At 68.1% G+C, this 16,078-nt stretch carries 16 protein-coding genes; 9 read left to right on the plus strand and 7 right to left on the minus strand.

Annotated features, from left to right (window positions below):
• The first annotated feature begins 6 nt into the window (after nt 1–6).
• From FCF25_RS05015 to FCF25_RS05035, 5 genes are all read left to right on the plus strand, one after another.
• Nucleotides 7–201 (plus strand): DNA-directed RNA polymerase subunit N, encoded by a 195-nt coding sequence (locus FCF25_RS05015; protein WP_137047517.1) that lies wholly within the window; start codon nt 7–9, stop codon nt 199–201.
• Nucleotides 198–374, plus strand: coding sequence for a DNA-directed RNA polymerase subunit K (locus tag FCF25_RS05020; protein WP_117595056.1), 177 nt, complete (start codon nt 198–200; stop codon nt 372–374). Before FCF25_RS05015 ends, FCF25_RS05020 begins: the two co-directional genes overlap by 4 nt.
• Nucleotides 375–1,580 carry a phosphopyruvate hydratase gene (gene eno, locus FCF25_RS05025; RefSeq protein ID WP_137047518.1) on the plus strand — a complete coding sequence of 402 codons (1,206 nt, stop codon included), beginning with the start codon at nt 375–377 and terminating at the stop codon, nt 1,578–1,580.
• Complete coding sequence (gene rpsB, locus FCF25_RS05030) at nt 1,577–2,365, plus strand: 30S ribosomal protein S2 (protein WP_117595058.1); 789 nt, start codon at nt 1,577–1,579, stop codon at nt 2,363–2,365. The genes eno and rpsB overlap by 4 nt, the downstream gene beginning before the upstream one ends.
• Before the next feature lie 76 nt (nt 2,366–2,441).
• Nucleotides 2,442–2,960 (plus strand): hypothetical protein, encoded by a 519-nt coding sequence (locus tag FCF25_RS05035; RefSeq protein ID WP_137047519.1) that lies wholly within the window; start codon nt 2,442–2,444, stop codon nt 2,958–2,960.
• A gap of 4 nt (nt 2,961–2,964) precedes the next feature.
• Here FCF25_RS05035 and FCF25_RS05040 read toward each other — a convergent pair whose 3' ends face one another.
• Nucleotides 2,965–3,804, minus strand: a complete 840-nt coding sequence (locus tag FCF25_RS05040) for a VOC family protein (RefSeq protein WP_137047520.1) — start codon at nt 3,802–3,804, stop codon at nt 2,965–2,967.
• An 88-nt stretch (nt 3,805–3,892) separates the two neighbouring features.
• Here FCF25_RS05040 and FCF25_RS05045 point away from each other — a divergent pair, with 88 nt between their 5' ends.
• From FCF25_RS05045 to FCF25_RS05055, 3 genes are read left to right on the plus strand one after another with little or no spacing between them, the layout of a single operon-like run.
• Nucleotides 3,893–4,651 (plus strand): acetoacetate decarboxylase family protein, encoded by a 759-nt coding sequence (locus tag FCF25_RS05045; protein ID WP_168191208.1) that lies wholly within the window; start codon nt 3,893–3,895, stop codon nt 4,649–4,651.
• Between the two features lie 45 nt (nt 4,652–4,696).
• Entirely contained in the window at nt 4,697–5,746 is a 1,050-nt protein-coding gene (mvk, locus tag FCF25_RS05050; RefSeq protein ID WP_117595062.1) for a mevalonate kinase, read from the plus strand.
• Entirely contained in the window at nt 5,743–6,504 is a 762-nt protein-coding gene (locus FCF25_RS05055; protein WP_137047522.1) for an isopentenyl phosphate kinase, read from the plus strand. Before mvk ends, FCF25_RS05055 begins: the two co-directional genes overlap by 4 nt.
• 88 nt (nt 6,505–6,592) lie before the next feature.
• On the opposite strand, the gene FCF25_RS15930 is transcribed toward FCF25_RS05055, so the two are convergent.
• The 4 genes from FCF25_RS15930 to FCF25_RS05070 all read right to left on the minus strand — a co-directional run bounded on the left by FCF25_RS15930 (nt 6,593) and on the right by FCF25_RS05070 (nt 9,689).
• A complete protein-coding gene (locus FCF25_RS15930; protein ID WP_256360030.1) occupies nt 6,593–6,727 on the minus strand; it encodes a hypothetical protein in 135 nt (44 codons plus the stop codon).
• A gap of 73 nt (nt 6,728–6,800) precedes the next feature.
• Nucleotides 6,801–7,742: a DMT family transporter gene (locus FCF25_RS05060; RefSeq protein ID WP_137047523.1), complete on the minus strand. Its 942-nt coding sequence runs from the start codon at nt 7,740–7,742 to the stop codon at nt 6,801–6,803.
• Nucleotides 7,743–7,763: 21 nt separating this feature from the next.
• On the minus strand, nt 7,764–8,567 hold the full coding sequence (locus tag FCF25_RS05065) for an MBL fold metallo-hydrolase (RefSeq protein ID WP_137047524.1): 804 nt from the start codon (nt 8,565–8,567) through the stop codon (nt 7,764–7,766).
• A 60-nt stretch (nt 8,568–8,627) separates the two neighbouring features.
• Nucleotides 8,628–9,689, minus strand: a complete 1,062-nt coding sequence (locus FCF25_RS05070; RefSeq protein ID WP_157972747.1) for an inositol monophosphatase family protein — start codon at nt 9,687–9,689, stop codon at nt 8,628–8,630.
• A 138-nt stretch (nt 9,690–9,827) separates the two neighbouring features.
• Between FCF25_RS05070 and FCF25_RS05075 the strand changes: the two genes are divergently transcribed.
• Nucleotides 9,828–12,644, plus strand: a complete 2,817-nt coding sequence (locus tag FCF25_RS05075; RefSeq protein WP_137047525.1) for an ATP-dependent helicase — start codon at nt 9,828–9,830, stop codon at nt 12,642–12,644.
• Nucleotides 12,645–12,686: 42 nt separating this feature from the next.
• Here FCF25_RS05075 and FCF25_RS05080 read toward each other — a convergent pair whose 3' ends face one another.
• The gene (locus FCF25_RS05080) at nt 12,687–13,193 is read right to left on the minus strand and encodes a DUF6789 family protein (protein WP_117595068.1); all 507 of its coding nucleotides are present in this window, start codon (nt 13,191–13,193) and stop codon (nt 12,687–12,689) included.
• A 108-nt stretch (nt 13,194–13,301) separates the two neighbouring features.
• The gene (locus FCF25_RS05085) at nt 13,302–16,019 is read right to left on the minus strand and encodes an AAA domain-containing protein (protein ID WP_137047526.1); all 2,718 of its coding nucleotides are present in this window, start codon (nt 16,017–16,019) and stop codon (nt 13,302–13,304) included.
• Nucleotides 16,020–16,078: the final 59 nt, after the last annotated feature.

Below are 16,078 nucleotides of genomic sequence, written 5' to 3' on the forward strand. Positions count from 1 at the left end.
CCAACCATGATGATACCCGTCCGGTGTTTCACGTGCGGCAACGTCGTCGCCGAACACTGGGAAGAGTTCAAAGCGCGCGCCCGCGAGGGTGACGAAGACTCCGCCGAAGTTCTCGACGAACTCGGCGTCGAGCGGGCGTGCTGCCGGCGGATGATGGTGTCGCACAAAGACCTCGTCGACGTGGTGGCCCCGTACCAATGATGCAACAGTACAATCGGTACGAGAAGGCGCGAATCCTCGGCGCACGAGCGCTGCAGATCAGCTACGGTGCGCCGGTGCTCGTCGAATCGAAACAGAGCGAACCGATCCTCATCGCGGCCGAGGAGTACGACGCCGGCGTGCTGCCGTTCACCGTCCGGCGGGGAGAGACGTAGATGACGCTCGTCACCGACGTTCGGCTCCGCCGCGTGCTCGACTCGCGGGGCAACCCGACCGTCGAGGCCGACGTGCTCACCGAGTCCGGCGGCTTCGGCCGCGCGGTCGCGCCCAGCGGCGCGTCGACCGGCGAGTACGAAGCCATCGAACTGCCCCCGAGCGAGGCGATCGCGTCGGCGCGCGACCGCGCGCTCCCGCGACTCGTCGGCGAGGTGTACGCCGGCAACCAGCGCGAAGTCGACAACGCGCTCCGCGCCGCCGACGGCACCGACAACTTCTCCGAGATCGGTGCCAACAGCGCCGTCGCCATCTCGATGGCGGCCGCGAAAGCCGGCGCCGACGTGCTCGGTGCGCCGCTGTACCAGCACCTCGGCGGCGCGTTCCGCGGCGAGGAGTTCCCGACGCCGCTCGGGAACGTCGTCGGCGGCGGCGAACACGCCGCCAAAGCGACGCACATCCAGGAGTTCCTCTCCGCGCCCGTCGGCGCGCCGAGCATCGACGAGGCCGTCTTCGCCAACGCCGCGGTCCACGCGCGCGTCGCCGAGATTCTCGACGACCGAGACATCGCCGCCGCGAAAGGCGACGAGGGCGCGTGGGCACCCGCCGTCGACGACAGCGAAGCGTTCGAAATCGTCGAGGAAGCCGTCTCCGACGTCGAAGACGACCTCGGCTTCGAGATTCGGTTCGGCCTCGACGTCGCCGCCGCGGAGCTGTACGACGAGGACGACGACGTCTACCGCTACGGCGACGAGGAGCGCTCGACCGACGAGCAGATAGATTACATCGCCGACCTCGTGAACGAGTACGACCTCGTCTACGTCGAGGACCCCCTCGACGAGAACGACTACGAGGGCTTCGCCGAGCTCACCGACAGAGTCGGCGACCGGACGCTCGTCTGCGGCGACGACCTGTTCGTCACCAACGTCGAGCGCCTGCAGACGGGTATCGACGAGGGCGCGGCCAACAGCATCCTCATCAAGCCGAACCAGATAGGAACGCTGTCGGACGCCTTCGACGCCATCGAACTGGCGACGAAGCACGGCTACGACTCCGTCATCTCGCACCGCTCCGGTGAGACGGAGGACACGACCATCGCACACCTCGCCGTGGCGACGGCCGCCCCGTTCATCAAGACGGGCGCGGTCGGCGGCGAGCGAACTGCCAAACTCAACGAACTCATCCGCATCGCGGACGACGCAGTATGACCGAAAACGACAACGAAGCACTCGAGACCGCCGAGGAGGAGATCGAGGAGGAAGCCACCGGCGAGGCCGGTGCCGAACCCGAGGTCGACCCCGACATCGAGGCGGACGACGACTTGCCCGCCGAGGGAGCCGACGAGGCCCCCGAGGCCGAAGAAGAAACAGACGACGGTCCGATGTTCGACGAGGACGTCATGCCCGACGACGAGGCGGACCTCCTCATCCCCGTGGAGGACTACCTCCAGGCGGGCGTCCACATCGGGACCCAGCAGAAGACCAAGGACATGGAGCGGTTCATCCACCGCGTCCGCGACGACGGTCTCTACGTCCTCGACGTCAGCCAGACCGACAAGCGCATCCGCACGGCCGCGGACTTCCTCGCCAACTACGACCCCGAGCAGGTGCTCGTCACCTCCTCGCGTCAGTACGGTCGGTTCCCGGCCGAGAAGTTCGCCGACGCCATCGGGGCGCGCGCCCGCACGGGCCGCTTCATCCCCGGCACGCTGACGAACCCCGACTACCGCGGCTACATCGAGCCCGACGTCGTCGTCGTCACCGACCCCATCGGTGACGCGCAGGCCGTCAAGGAGGCCATCACGGTCGGCATCCCGGTCATCGCGATGTGCGACTCGAACAACCAGCTGTCGAACGTCGACCTCGTCATCCCGACGAACAACAAGGGTCGCCGCGCGCTGTCGGTCGTCTACTGGCTGCTCGCCAACGAGACGCTCGACCGCCGCGGCACCGACACCGTCTACGCCCTCGAAGACTTCGAGGAAGGCATCTGAGCGGCCCGATTTCGACGACGAGATTCCCGTTCCATTTTCCGACGATTCTAAGCCGATAGCGGCACCTATCGAACGCATGGACGATCCGCCGCCCGGCCGAACGACCGAAACCGCCGAGAGCCGACAGCGGTGGGGCTGGTCCGGCCACGGCGAGGGCGCGAAAGTCGAGAAAGACGCGGTGGGGCTGTTTCTCGACGACGTCGCCTACGCGTTCGCGGACATTTCGGTGTCGGCGCTCCCGGCGATACTCGCGGTGTACATGCTGGGCGACATCCGCCCGTTCGGCGCGAGAACCGCCACACTGGTCGCGTGGCTGACGATGGTCGTCGTCGCGGCGGTCATCCGCGGCGGCTGGGTGACGCCGCTGGGGTCCGACGTTCCGGGGTGGGTGACGCTCGCGCCGTCGCTCGTCCTCCTTCGTTTCCTCTACTTCAACGCCGCGCTCGCGCTCGCGGGGTACGGCGGCGCGGCGATATCCGGCGAACTCGCACTGCCGCTCGAATCCGTCGGCTTCGCGTTCGTCGTGGGTGTGCTCTCCGCGGCTCTCTTCCCGCGTCTCGCCGAGGACGTTTCGCGGCGGCTCGCCGACTCGTAGGGAGTTAGTCGATGACGCCGACCGACCCGTCGAGACGCGGCGCGTTGAACCAGGCGACCGACGAGTCGCCCCAGTTCTCCGAATCCGTCAGCGCGTACGTCGCCGCCGCCTCCTCCAGGCTCTCGGTCCCGAGGAGATACGCGCACGGTCCCGGTCCGAGCTCGGCGAGTCGACGCGCCAGCGACGACGTTTCGCCACTCGGTTCGGCGAAGAACACCGGCTGACCGGGGACGCGCGACAGCGACCACTCCCTCGGGCTGCCGTCCAGGGGTTCGGCCGACGGAAATCGGTAGAGTTGACGGAACAACTCGCTCGCCTCGCCCACGTCGTGAACGCCGAGGACGACTGCCGCGACGCCGGTGAGCGGGCCATCGGCGACACTCGGCGTCGGGGTCACCCGCCGAGATTTCGGCGTCCGGTCGGCGATGGCGAACGGCAGGAGTTCCCGCTCTCGCCCGTCGCCAGCGAACAGCATGTCCCACTCGACGACTGTGCCGTCGTCGCGCTCTCGACTCGCCGTCTTCGGCCCGTCGACCGACGCGCCGGCGTCGATGAGACGCTTGGCCTCCGTCGCGGGGTTGTCGACTTCGATACACCACGCAGTCGGCCCCGCGTCGGCGGCGATGTACTCGGGCCAGAAGCCCGCCGCTTCGGCACTGGTACCGGGCGTCGTCGAGATGAGTTCGAGGTAGGAGTCGTCGTCGAAGCCGAGCACCGACATGTGTGTCGTGCCGGTGCCGTGGACGCCGCCGTACTCCGGCGTGAGACCCACCGAGTCGAACGCCGCGACGAGCGAATCGAGGTCGGTGCCGGCGAACGGGACGTGGTCGAGCGTGAGTCGCATGGGCCACGTGAGTTCCGTGCCGGGAAATACGTTCCTGCGGCCCGCGAGACGGCGAACGCTCAAGCGTGCGGCGTCCCTCCGTGAACGTATGCGTGGATACGAGGAGACGGCGACGCTTTCGACCGGTCACACCGTCTCGCTGCCGTTGCGGTGCGAGGCAGACGTCGCGGGGGCGACGTTCACCGCGCGATGGGAGCGACTCCGCTCCGTGGTTCCCGACGGACTGAGCCCGGTTCGCGTCGCGCCGCGGTCGGGTCTCGTCGTTCTCGCCGGCGTTCGCTACCGGTCGGTGGGGGGGTTCGACCCCTACGAGGAGTTCGCCGTCGTCGTGCCGGTCGTCCGGCGGACGGGCAGTCGCCGGAGAGCGACGCGTCTCGGGGTCGGAGCCGTAACCGAAATCGGCGGCTACGTCCACGCGCTGCCCGTGACGACCGAGGCGTCGAAGGCGCTCGGGAGAGAGGTGTGGGGCTACCCGAAGACGGTGGCCGATATCTCGGTCGTCGACGCCGACGGCGGGATGCGAGTGAGCGTCGAGACAGAGGGAGCGACGGCGACGACCCTGGTGGTTCGAGGGGGGCGGACGGTTCCGGTCCCCCTCGACGCTCGGGCGACGAGCTACGGCGTCCGTGACGGCGTCCTCTCACGAGCGCCGATAGACCTGCTCGGGGAGGGACGCGTCGGCGTCGGCGGCGCGCGACTCGAAATCGGAGACGGCCCGCTGGGGACGACGCTCGGCGGGTTAGGAGTCGGGCGAGCGGTCGCCCGGTTCGTCGCACCTCGCCTGAAGGCACACGTCCACGCGCCGACGCCCTCGCCCGAACGAGAGCGAGTCGCTGACGACGCCTGACTCGATTCGCATACCCTTAAGCGGACTCTCTCTCTCTGTTCGACCATGACCGTTTCGAGCGCCCCGGGCAAGGTGTATCTCTTCGGGGAGCACGCCGTCGTCTACGGCGAACCCGCGGTGCCCTGCGCCATCGAACGCCGGGCGACCGTCACCGTCGAACCGCGAGACGACGATCGGATTCGCGTCGAGGCGCAGGACTTGAGCCTCGACGGCTTCACCGTCGAGTACGGACAGTCGCCGGGTGAACGCCCGGACGTCGACGTGCCGACGCCGCTCGTCGAGGCGGCGACCGGCTACGTCGACGCCGCCGTCGAGCAGGCGCGCGACGCCGTCTCCGACTCCGGCGCGGGGTTCGACGTCACCATCGAGAGCGAGATTCCGCTCGGTGCCGGGCTCGGCTCCTCGGCGGCGGTGGTGGTCGCGAGTATCGACGCCGCGACGCGCTCTCTCGGCGTCGAACTCGACTCGCGGGAGATAGCTGAACGGGCCTACAGAGCCGAGTACGAGGTCCAGGACGGACAGGCGTCGCGCGCGGACACGTTCTGCTCGGCGATGGGCGGCGCGGTCCGCGTCGAGGGCGACGACTGCCGGACGATAGACACCCCGAACCTCCCGTTCGTCGTCGGCTTCGACGGCGGCGCGGGCGACACCGGCGCGCTGGTCGCGGGCGTCCGCGAACTGAAGGAGCGCTACGGCTTCGCCGCCGACACCGTCGAGACTGTCGGCGACATCGTCCGTCACGGCGAGTCGCTGCTCACGGACGCCGAGGGCACGGAGGCCGACGAGGAGCTCCTGGAAGAACTGGGCGAGCTGATGAACTTCAACCACGGGTTGCTGGAGGCGCTCGGCGTCTCCTCGCGGTCGCTCGACAACATGGTGTGGGCGGCGCGGAGCGCGGGCGCACACGGTGCGAAACTGACCGGCGCGGGCGGCGGCGGCTGCATCGTCGCGCTCGACCCGACGCCGGAGACGGAGACGGGTCTCCGCTTCACACCCGGCTGCGAGGACGTGTTCCGCGCGGAGTTGGCGACCGAAGGCGTCCGTCTAGAGGCCGAGAACGGCGGCGACGCGCCCGCCGAGGGGACGGCCGAATGACGACCGTCCTCAAACTCGGCGGGAGCGTCGTCACCGACAAGGACACGCCCGAAACCGTCGACGACGAGGCGCTCGCCGCCGCCGTCGACGCCATCGCGGAGTCGGGTGTCGAACGGCTCGTCGTCGTCCACGGCGGCGGGAGTTTCGGCCACCACCACGCCGCCAACTACGGCGTCAGCACGACCGAGGGAACGGCCGACGCGACGGGCGCGCTCGCCATCCACGCCGCGATGAAGCGTCTGAACGACGCCGTCGTCTCCCGGTTGCAGTCGCGGGGCGTCCCGGCGCTGCCGGTCCACCCGCTGTCGGTCGCGGCGCGGCGAGACACCGGCGAAACCGGCGAGAACGGCGCGTCGCTCTCGCTCCCGCTGGACTCGACGGAGACGCTGCTCGGCGAGGGGTTCGTCCCGGTGCTCCACGGCGACGTGGTCGCGCACGCGGGCCGCGGCGTCACCGTCGTCTCCGGCGACGAACTCGTCGTTCGACTCGCCGACGGCCTCGGGGCCGGCCGGGTCGGCCTCTGTTCGACGGTGCCCGGGGTCTACGACGAGAACGGAGTCGTCGTCGACGAGATTCGGTCGTTCGCAGATGTCGAATCGGCGCTCGGCGGGAGCGAGTCGACGGACGTCACTGGCGGGATGGCCGCCAAAGTCCGGGCGCTGTTGGCGCTGGACGCCCCGTCGCACGTGTTCGGTCCGGACGGTGTCGGACCCTTCCTGGCGGGAGAGTCGCCGGGGACGAAAATCGACGGTCGGTGAGCGGTTTTCCGAGTCAGTAGCTGCGACGCTGTTGGCGGGTACAGGCGGAAAAAGCAGGGTTTCGAGCGAGCGTCCGACGTGTCTGCGCTCAGGCTTCGAGACCGAGTTTCGTCAACTCCTCGTCGGTGTGTTCCTCGCGGAGTTCGTCCTCGTCGTGTTCTGCCAGCAACTCGCGGCGCTCGTTCTCGCTCAGTTCGTCGATGGTAGTGAAGTGGTGGCACATGGCACGAGAAGGTTGGTCGGTGACGGGTAAGTGGGTTTCGTGCTCCGAGCGGCGTGACACTCACCGTCGGCAATCAATCGGACCGCGAGTCGGCCGACCCCGCCCGGTCCCGGCGTCGGTCGAGCGCCGCCGCGATACTGTCGGACTTCACCAGCAGGAACGCGACGAAGACGCCGAGAAAGCCCGCAATCGTCGTCCCGTCGAGCGTCTCCTGCAGCACGACGAAGCCGAACAGCGCCGCGAAGGGCGGGATGGCGTACTCCAGCAGCCCGACCTGGATCGGTCCGATACGGTCGAGTAGGCGGAAGTAGGCGAAGAATCCGGCCGCGCCGGGAATCAACGCGAGGTACGCGAGCCAGCCGAGCGCTTCCGGCGTCGCCGAGGCGAGGACGAGCGGCCCGAGCGACTCGCCCGGGAGCGCGAAGGTCGCGAGCGCGAGGAGCGCGGCACCGACGAGGAGCGTCCACGCCTGCAGGGAGACGGGCGAGAGCGTCGCGTCGTCCTCGCGAGTGAGGACGGCCCCGAACACCCACGCGACGGCGGAGGCGAGCACCAGCCCTGCACCGACGCTCGCCGACAGGTCGTTCGGGTCCAACTGGGCCATGAGGACGACGCTGAGAAAGCCGACGAGAATGCCGACCGCACCCGTCACCGAGAGGCTGTCGTCGTGCCGTGTGAGGCGTGCGAACGCCGGCGTCGCGACCGGAACCAGCCCGAGGAGCGTCGCGGCGAGCGCGGCGGAGACGTACTGCTGACCGGCGAAGAGCAGCGCGTGGTGGAGGCCGATGTTGAACGCGCCGCCGGTGAGAATCGGGAGCCAGTCGCCGCGTCCGTTCGGCACCCAGCTCTTTCGGGCGGCGAAAACGACGACGAAGAGGGCGAGCGCCGCCAGCGAGAACCGGAGCGCCGCCAGCGTCACCGGGGGAAACGAGTCGAGCGCCGCCTTGGTGGCGACGAACGCGGTCCCCCAGACGGCGGCGATGCCGACGAACAGCGCGGCGTCGTGACGACTCACTACCTTCGGTTTCGGCGGGGTCTATTCAGCGGTTTCGAATCGTAGGCCGTCGCGGGCGATTCGCACGTCGCCGTCGAACCGCGCCTCGACGCTGTCGAGCATCTCTCGGTGCTTTCCTTCGGTGTGCGGGTAGAGGTGAGTGAGGTAGAGACAGTCGACGTCGCGGCCGGCGAGCGCCTCGCCCAACTGCGTCGGCGTCGGGTGGTTCGACACGTCGACCTCGTCGGGGAAGGAGCAGTCGTGCGCGAGCACCCGGGAGCCGTCGGCGAAGTTCGCGAGCCCTTCGAACGCCTCCGAGTCGCCCGAGAAGGTGAACGCGTCGCCGAACCGGTAGGCGAGACACGGTACCGAGTGGCGGGTCTCGTGCGCTTCGACGGAGAATCCGGCGACCTCGAACGGTTCGTCGGCGGCGACCTCGCGGACGGCGAGGTCGACTCGGCCCTCCAGGTAGTCGAAGGCGGTCAGCAGGTCGTCGACGAGCGATTTCGTCCCCGGCGGGCCGACGACTTCGAGGTGTTCCTCGCCCGCCAGCCAGCGGGCTTTCAGGAGCGCCAGGAGGTCCGAGACGTGGTCGAGATGGTGGTGGGTGAGGAGCACGGTGGCGACGCCCTCGTAGCCCACGTCGGTCTGACTGAGGCGGTGGAGGACGCCCGCGCCGCAGTCGACGAGCAGGGGTCGTCCGTCGGGTTCGCCGCCGTCGGCTCCGCTCCCGTCGGCGCCGTCGCCGTCGCTATCCCCGTCGACGCTCGGTTCGAGCAGCAGTCCGGTCTGAACGCGGTCCGGAAGCGGCATCGCGCTCCCGGTGCCGAGGAAGGTGACGCGCATACCGAGACGGTCGCGCTACACCCCGAAAGTGGTTCGGGCGGAGAGCCGGAGAACGGACCGTCAGTTCTCGGGCAGCAAGTCGTCGAGAGTCGCCCGCGGGTTGCGGTAGCGGCCGAGGACCGACCCGTGGAGTTCGCCGTTCGTGGCGAGCACGTTCCCCCGCAGGACGGTCTGGACGTCGTCGTCGCCGCGGAAGTCGGTGACGCGGCCGCCCGCCTCCCGGACGATGAGCGTTCCGGCGGCGACGTCGACCGGTTTCAGCGCCCAGCAGGAGAACGTGTCGAACGCGCCCTCCGCGAGCAGCACCATGTCGACCGCGGCGGCACCGAGCTGCCGGATGCCGAGCGACTCCGCGACGAACTCTCTGAACAGGAGCAGGTAGCGCGGGTCGATGGCGCTCGCGCCGCTGTAGAAGCCGACCGAGTTGAGCGACTCCTCGATGGTGGAGACGTTCGTCACCGACAGCGGTACCACTGACTCGACCTGCGTCGGGTTTCCGCCGGTGTCCTCGAACTTTATCGCCCCCTCGCCGGCGACGGCGGCGTACACCTCGTCGCGCGGCGAGTAGTAGACGAGGCCCGCGTGGAGTTCGCCCTCCCTGACGACGGCGATGGAGACGCAGAAGTGCGGGATGCCGCGGACGTAGTTGGTCGTCCCGTCGAGCGGGTCGATTATCCAGACGAAGTCGCCCGAGCGCGTGCCGCCCTGTTCCTCGCCGAACAGCGCGTGGTTGTCGTCCTCGAACTCGTCGCCGAGTTCCTCGCGTATCCGCTGTCGGATGGCCCGCTCGGCGTTTCTGTCGACCTCCGTGACGAGTTGCTGGGGGGCCTTCGTCTCGGCGGTCTTTATCTGTCCGAACTGTTCGTCGTGGATCGCCGCCGCCTCGCGGGCGGCCAGCAGCGCGATTCGGAGGTAACGGTCCTCCAGTACCGCGCCGTCGGTCTGCTGTCTGGGAACCGCCGACTGGCCTCCGCGGCGGCCGAGCGCGCTCGCGACGTCGCTCCATCCCGCCGCGCCGCCGACGCCGGCGGTCGCGCCGGCCGCACCGAGCGCTTTCAGCGTGCGTCGTCGGTTCCTGTCGAGTTCGCCGTCGGTTCCGTGGTCTCGATTCGGTTCGCGCATGACACGCGGAAACGTACCGCGCCGAGCACTGTAATTAACGTCCATGATAGTACGTGCAGCGCCGCGGCGCGGCGACGGCTGGAGGCGTCGGAGACGTACGGCACAACCCACTTACCCCCTCGGTTCTCAGAAGAATCAATGAGTGGTCGGGAGCTGTTGGCGGCGTCGGGTGTCGATTTCGACGCCGAGGCGGTGACCATCGAGGACGAGTCGGTGCTCGACCTGTTGGAGCCGGCGGTCCGAGAGTGGTGGGTCGACCAGTTCGGCGAGTACGTCCCCGGCAACGGCGGTTTCTTCACCCCGCCGCAGCGCGAGGCGGTGCCGCTCATCCACGAGCGGGAGAACGCGCTCATCTGCGCGCCGACGGGTTCCGGTAAGACGCTGGCTTCCTTCACCGCCATCATCGACGAACTGTTCCGGCGGGACAGAGAGGAGGAAGCGGGGCTAAAGAACTCGGTGTACTGTCTGTACGTCTCGCCGCTGAAGTCGCTCGCGAACGACATCCACCGGAATCTGGAGGTCCCGCTGGAGGGAATCACCGAGCGGATGGCCGACCGCGGCGTCGACGTCGAACTCCGCCACGCTATCCGCCACGGCGACACCGACTCCGCCGACCGGCAGAGGATGCTCGAAGAGACGCCGCACATCCTCAACACGACGCCGGAGACGCTCGCCATCCTGCTGAACTCGCCGAAGTTCAAGGAGAAACTCCGGACGGTGGAGTACGTCGTCGTCGACGAGATTCACAGCCTCGCGGAGAACAAGCGCGGGACGCACCTGTCGGTGTCGCTCGAACGGCTCGAAAACATGACCGAGTCGTCGCCGACGCGCATCGGCTGTTCGGCCACCGTCGAACCGCTGTCGACGATGGCGGAGTTCCTCGTCGGCGAGGAGGACGGCGAGCCCCGAGAGTACGAGATCGTCGACACGCGGTTCGTCCGCGAGTTCGACGTTCGACTGGAGTGTCCGACCGACGACCTCGTCGACACGCCGCGGCAGGAGGTCCAGGAGCGGTTCTACGACCGCCTGCACGAACTCGTCACGTCGCACACGAACACGCTCGTGTTCACGAACACCCGGTCGGGCGCGGAGCGAGTGCTGCGGAACCTCCGGGAGAGGTCTCCGAAGACCTTCGACGAGTCGAACTCCGGGTGTCACCACGGGTCGCTCTCGAAGGACCGGAGACAGGAGATAGAGCGACAGCTGAAAGCCGGCGAACTGGACGTGGTGACGACGTCGACGAGCCTCGAACTCGGTATCGACATGCCGCACGTCGACCTCGTCGTGCAGGTCGGGTCGCCGAAGTCAGTCGCCTCGCTGCTCCAGCGCGTCGGTCGCGCGGGCCACCGCCTCGGACAGACGGTTCGAGGGCGCGTCGTCGCGCTGGACCGCGACGAACTCGTCGAGTGCGCGGTGATGCTCAAGAAGGCCGAGGAGGGGTTCGTCGACCGGGTGTTCGTCCCCGAGAACGCCTACGACGTGGCGAGCCAGCACGTGTACGGGATGGCGATAAACGGGGTGAAGCGCGAGGCGGAGGTGAAGGCGACGCTCCGGCGGGCGTACCCGTACCGCGACTTCTCCGAGGCGGAGTGGGAGCGGTTGATGGCGTATCTCACCGCCGACTACGCGGGGCTCGAGGAGAAGAACGTCTACGCGAAAATCTGGCGCGACACCAACGACGCGCCCGACGGAAGTGAGCGATCCGACGGCTCGCGAACGTCGTCGGACGATCCGTCCGACGAAAATCACCACTACGAGGAGTTCGACGTGGGCGAACCGCTAATCGGCAAACGCGGGCGGTTGGCCCGCGTCATCTACATGACGAACATCGGCACGATTCCGGACTCCTTCACCTGCGACGTGTACGTCCGCGGGTCGAAGGAGTGGGTCGGCAATCTGGACGAGAACTACCTCGACACCCTCGAGAAGGGCGACGTGTTCGTGCTCGGCGGGTCGAACTTCGAGTTCAGCTACCGCCGCGGCTCGAAAGTGTACGTCGACCCCACGTCGTCGCGGCCGACGGTCCCCTCGTGGTTCTCCGAGCGCCTGCCGCTGTCGTACGACCTCGGTCGCGAGATTCTGGCGTTCCAGGGCGAACTGCTCGCGCGGTTGGCCAGCGGCGGCCGCCCCGGCGTCCGCACGTGGCTCCGCGAGTTCCCGATGGACGAGAACAGCGTCCGCGCCGTCGCCCGGACGTTCGACGAACAGGTCCGCTACGGCGGCCCGGAGACGGTGAGCACCGGCTCTCGGCTCGCCGTCGAGGAGGTGCTCGACAGGGACGAGTACCGCCGCAACTTCTACGTCCACTCGAACTACGGCCGGAGGTTCAACGACGGCCTCTCGCGTCTCGTCGCCGCCCGCTGCGCCCGACGCTCGAACGCGAACGTCAAAGTCGCCGTCGCCGACAACGGCTTCACCGTCTCGATGCCGCTGAATCGGAAGGTGGACGTAGCGGACGCGATTCGGTCGTTGGACCCCGAGACCGTCCGCGAGGAGCTCCGACGGGCGCTCACCGGGACGGACCTCCTGAAACGCTACTTCCGAATCAACGCGACGCGCTCGCTGATGATTCTGAAGCGGTACAAGGGGTACGAGAAGACCGCCGCCCAACAGCAGGTGTCCTCGGAGATGCTGCTGTCGTTCGCCGAGGACCTCGACGCCTTCGCCGTGATGGAGGAGACCTACCGGGAGATAATCGAGGACAAACTCAACGTCGCCGGGATAGTCGAGGTGCTTCGAGGGGTACGAGCGGGCGACGTGAGTGTGACCCACCGCGAACTGTCCTCGCCGTCGCCGCGGGCGTTCGGCCTCGCTACGCTGATGGCCAGCGACGTGGTGCTCGCCGAGGACGAGTCGGCGGTGCTCAGGGAGTTCCACGCGCGCGTCCTCGACGAACTGGGCGAGGACGACGAACTCGAACGGCTCCGCTCGGACGCCACCGGAACCGACAACTGAGACGCGAAAAATAGCGTACTCGGCGAACCGCGGGGTACCGTCTCAGACCTCGTACTGCGGAATCGCCGCGTAGCGGTTGTAGAGATAGCCGAGGACGTAGCCGTACACCCAGTGGGCGACGAGCGTGAGCACGAGGTAGCCCGCCAGCGTCGCGCCCGTCTGCTCGGAGTAGAACGCGATGGCGAACCCCGTCCAGACGATGGTCGCGTAGGAGACGCCGCGGCGCGCGAGCGTCTTTCCGGGCAGGAACACCGCCAGCGAGACGAACAGCAGCGGGAGCGTCGTCATCCCGCCCCCGACGAAGATGAACGACCCGATGAGGAAGCTATCGCCGAGCATCACGATCTCGGCCAGCCCCGCGAACGCCGCCGGTTCGAGCACGCCCAAGAGGATGCCGACGACGAGTATCGGCGTCATCGCGACCATCCCGCCGAATCCGGCTCCGGCGGCGACGGTCACCATGTCGAGACTCAGTCCCGCCTCCTGGTCAGGGGTCTCCTGGGTTACGCCGGTGTCTGTCATCGCCGGATTATCCGAGCCGTTCGACATACTCCGATAGTAGGATGCGCGGAGCAAAAGCGTTCGCGCGAATTCGAGTACGAGAGACTGTCGTGAGCGGATTACACTCTCGCGCGGGACACGAACGAGACGCCGGTCTCACCGCGCCCAGTCGAGCATTCGGGCGTAGAAGGCGTCGGAGCCCAGCGCCTCGGCGTCGCCGACGAGCACGAGCGACTTCTTCGCCCGCGTGAGCGCGACGTTCACCCGGCGGTAGTCCTCGAACAGCGGCCCGTCCAACTCGCCGGTGGCGACGAAGGAGACGACGATGACCTCCTCGCTGGAACCCTGGAATCGGTCGACGGTGTCGACGGTCACGTCGAGGCGCTTCGTGAGTTCGGCGACCTGCGCGCGGAACGGCGCGATGACGCCGATATCGTCGGGGTCGACGCCCGCCGCGACGAACGACTCGACGACTTCCGCGACCCGGTCGGCTTCCGTCGGGTTGGCGTTGCCCTCCCTTCGACCGTCGGGGTCGACGAACGAGACGCCGCCGCGGAGTTCCTCGGGGAGCCTCGACTCGTCGACGCCCGGCAGGTCCGAGAGCCGCTGGGCTGCCACCTCGCCCGTCGCCGGGCGGAGTTGACCGTCGTAGAACTCGGTCGAGGAGAACGCCTGAATCCGCTGGGCCATCCGGTACTGGCGGTCGAGCATCACCGACGCCTCCGGGTAGGCGTCGATGAGGCGCTCGAACAGCGACTTTTGGAGGTCGTTCTCTGCGCGGACGACGGGCGGCAGTTGCTCGTGGTCGCCGACGAGGACGAACCGCTCGGCGAGGTTGAGCGCCGCGAGCGTCCCCGGTTCGGTCAGTTGCGACGCCTCGTCGACGAGCGCCGCGTCAAACGCCTGCTCGCGGAGGATGCGCGACCCGCAGGAGGCGGTGGTGGCGGCGACGACGCTCGCTCCGTCGAGTTCCGCCGCACGCTCGTTCGGGTCGCCGTCGCGCACGAGGCGGAGGTCCTGCATGTCGTCGCGGACGCCGTTCTCGGTACCGACCCTGACTATATCCTCGAACCCTTGCTCGCGCAGCGCTTCGAGCGCGTTGTCGACGGCGCGGTTCGTGAAGGCGGTGAGCAGCACTCGGTCGCCTCGCTCGACTAACGCGCGAATCGTCCGGGCGATGGTGTACGTCTTCCCGGTTCCCGGCGGTCCGTGGACGAGCGCGCAGTCCTCGGCGTTCACCGCTAAGTTGACCGCCGCGTTCTGCGCCTCGTTGTTGTCGATGTACGTCGTCTCGTCGTCTCGGAACTCGGGTTCTCGGCGGCCGAACAGGACGTCTTTTCGCTCTTCGTCGCCCTTCAACAGCGCGTCGTGCAGCGCGGTGAGCATCCGGTCGACCGAGAGGTCCGAGGGGTACACGTCGAGACGGCAGAGGTCGACGGGTTCGTCGGTGGTGACGACGACTTCGCCGCCGAGCGTCTGGATTCGGCACAACTCCGCGTGCCCCGCTACGGGGTCGCCGTCTGATGCGAGCGCCACGTCGCCCTCGCGGAGTTTCGAGACGGCGTCGTCGGTCTTCCTCGCGCGGAGTTCCCAGCGTCCGCCCGGCAGCTCCCGGCGACCGAGCGGTTCGAGACCGACGACCGCTCTGTCGTCCTCGGCGCGTTCTTCGGCCGTCTGCTCCCACAGCTTCCGGTACTCCTCGTGCGTCTCGCGGCGCTCCTCCTCGATGGCGTCGTAGAATCGCCGGAAGTAGTCGAGTTCGTCGTCGGGGAGCGCTTTGCCGATCTGCCCGGCTTTCGAGCGCTGGTTCAGGCGGCCGGAGACGACCATGCAGGTGTCCTGCTCGAAGCAATACTGACACTTCGCGTCGGCCTCGAACCCGGTCGGCACGTCGCCGTGGTACTCCATCGCCGCGATTTCGTTGCGGGTGCGGACGACGAAGTCGAGCAGGCCTTTGCCGATGGAGAAGTCCTTCGCGGGCGAGAGGTCGCCCGTCTCCTCGGAACGGTCCAGCGCCGTGTTCTTCGTGTAGAGAAGAGTTCCAGTGTCGACGGGGACGCCGCGTTCTTCGAGCAACAGCGCGTAGCAGGCCGCCTGAATCTTGTCCTGGAATCTGGGGTCGCGCTTGAGGTTCTTGCCCGTCTTGAGTTCGACGGGCGACCCGCGTCGGAGCGCGTCGGCGCGACCCTTCACGCCGAAGGTGGGGCTGATGAGGGTGTACTCCGAGCGCCACTCGTCCTCCATGGGACTACCATCCCACTCCGGTGAGACGTCTGCCGACGTCTCGCCGTCGGTGAGTGTTCCCTGCGCCAGCCAGCCCTCGATGGCGGCGGCGTTTCTTCGGACCTCGTCCTCCACCTCTTTTCGCTCGCGGCCGAGCAAGCCGAGTTGGAGCCCCGCCTCGGCGACGCGGTCGGAGATGGCGTCGTCGAGGTCACAGCCCCGGAGCAGGTCGCCGAACACCTCGTGGACGATGGTCCCCTTCACCACGGGGTAGTTGAGCGGGATGCCCGACAGCTTGTTCAGGTAGTACATCCGCGGGCACTGCACCCACGAGCGGATGTCGGTCACGTTGACGAGGAAGCCGGGTTCGAGGACGACGTAAGAGTCGGAGCCGGTCGTGTAGCTCACCTCGCCTTGGTACTCGTTCGGCTCCGCCTCCGTCAGCAGCAGTTCCATCCCTTCGTCGGCGTGCTCGGCGGTGTGGGTCCACTTCCCCCAGAGCGTCACCGTCACCGACTCGTCGCCGTCGAGGAGCGTCTCGGCGTTCTCGCCGGTCGGTCGGACCGCGAGGTCGGCGACGTTGCGTTCGCCGTACTTCGTCTCGACCGTCCGGGGACCGTCGACGGCGACGATGTGACCGCGTACGTTCACTACGAGGCTCTGTGCCCCGTGTCTGAAAAACCCTGTCGGTCGTCGCGAAAACCGGAGTA

It is taken from the genome of Haloprofundus sp. MHR1 (genome assembly GCF_005155585.1).
GTDB lineage: Archaea > Halobacteriota > Halobacteria > Halobacteriales > Haloferacaceae > Haloprofundus > Haloprofundus halophilus.

Excerpts from the sequence above, each read along its gene's own strand:
- FCF25_RS05040 (WP_137047520.1), bottom strand. The coding sequence starts at position 3,804 with ATGCGACTCACGCTCGACCACGTCCCGTTCGCCGGCACCGACCTCGAT.
- FCF25_RS05075 (WP_137047525.1), top strand. The coding sequence starts at position 9,828 with ATGAGTGGTCGGGAGCTGTTGGCGGCGTCGGGTGTCGATTTCGACGCC.
- eno (WP_137047518.1), top strand. The coding sequence starts at position 375 with ATGACGCTCGTCACCGACGTTCGGCTCCGCCGCGTGCTCGACTCGCGG.
- FCF25_RS05080 (WP_117595068.1), bottom strand. The coding sequence starts at position 13,193 with ATGTCGAACGGCTCGGATAATCCGGCGATGACAGACACCGGCGTAACC.
- FCF25_RS05055 (WP_137047522.1), top strand. The coding sequence starts at position 5,743 with ATGACGACCGTCCTCAAACTCGGCGGGAGCGTCGTCACCGACAAGGAC.
- FCF25_RS05045 (WP_168191208.1), top strand. The coding sequence starts at position 3,893 with ATGCGTGGATACGAGGAGACGGCGACGCTTTCGACCGGTCACACCGTC.
- mvk (WP_117595062.1), top strand. The coding sequence starts at position 4,697 with ATGACCGTTTCGAGCGCCCCGGGCAAGGTGTATCTCTTCGGGGAGCAC.
- FCF25_RS05070 (WP_157972747.1), bottom strand. The coding sequence starts at position 9,689 with ATGCGCGAACCGAATCGAGACCACGGAACCGACGGCGAACTCGACAGG.
- rpsB (WP_117595058.1), top strand. The coding sequence starts at position 1,577 with ATGACCGAAAACGACAACGAAGCACTCGAGACCGCCGAGGAGGAGATC.
- FCF25_RS05065 (WP_137047524.1), bottom strand. The coding sequence starts at position 8,567 with ATGCGCGTCACCTTCCTCGGCACCGGGAGCGCGATGCCGCTTCCGGAC.
- FCF25_RS05035 (WP_137047519.1), top strand. The coding sequence starts at position 2,442 with ATGGACGATCCGCCGCCCGGCCGAACGACCGAAACCGCCGAGAGCCGA.
- FCF25_RS05020 (WP_117595056.1), top strand. The coding sequence starts at position 198 with ATGATGCAACAGTACAATCGGTACGAGAAGGCGCGAATCCTCGGCGCA.
- FCF25_RS05015 (WP_137047517.1), top strand. The coding sequence starts at position 7 with ATGATGATACCCGTCCGGTGTTTCACGTGCGGCAACGTCGTCGCCGAA.
- FCF25_RS15930 (WP_256360030.1), bottom strand. The coding sequence starts at position 6,727 with ATGTGCCACCACTTCACTACCATCGACGAACTGAGCGAGAACGAGCGC.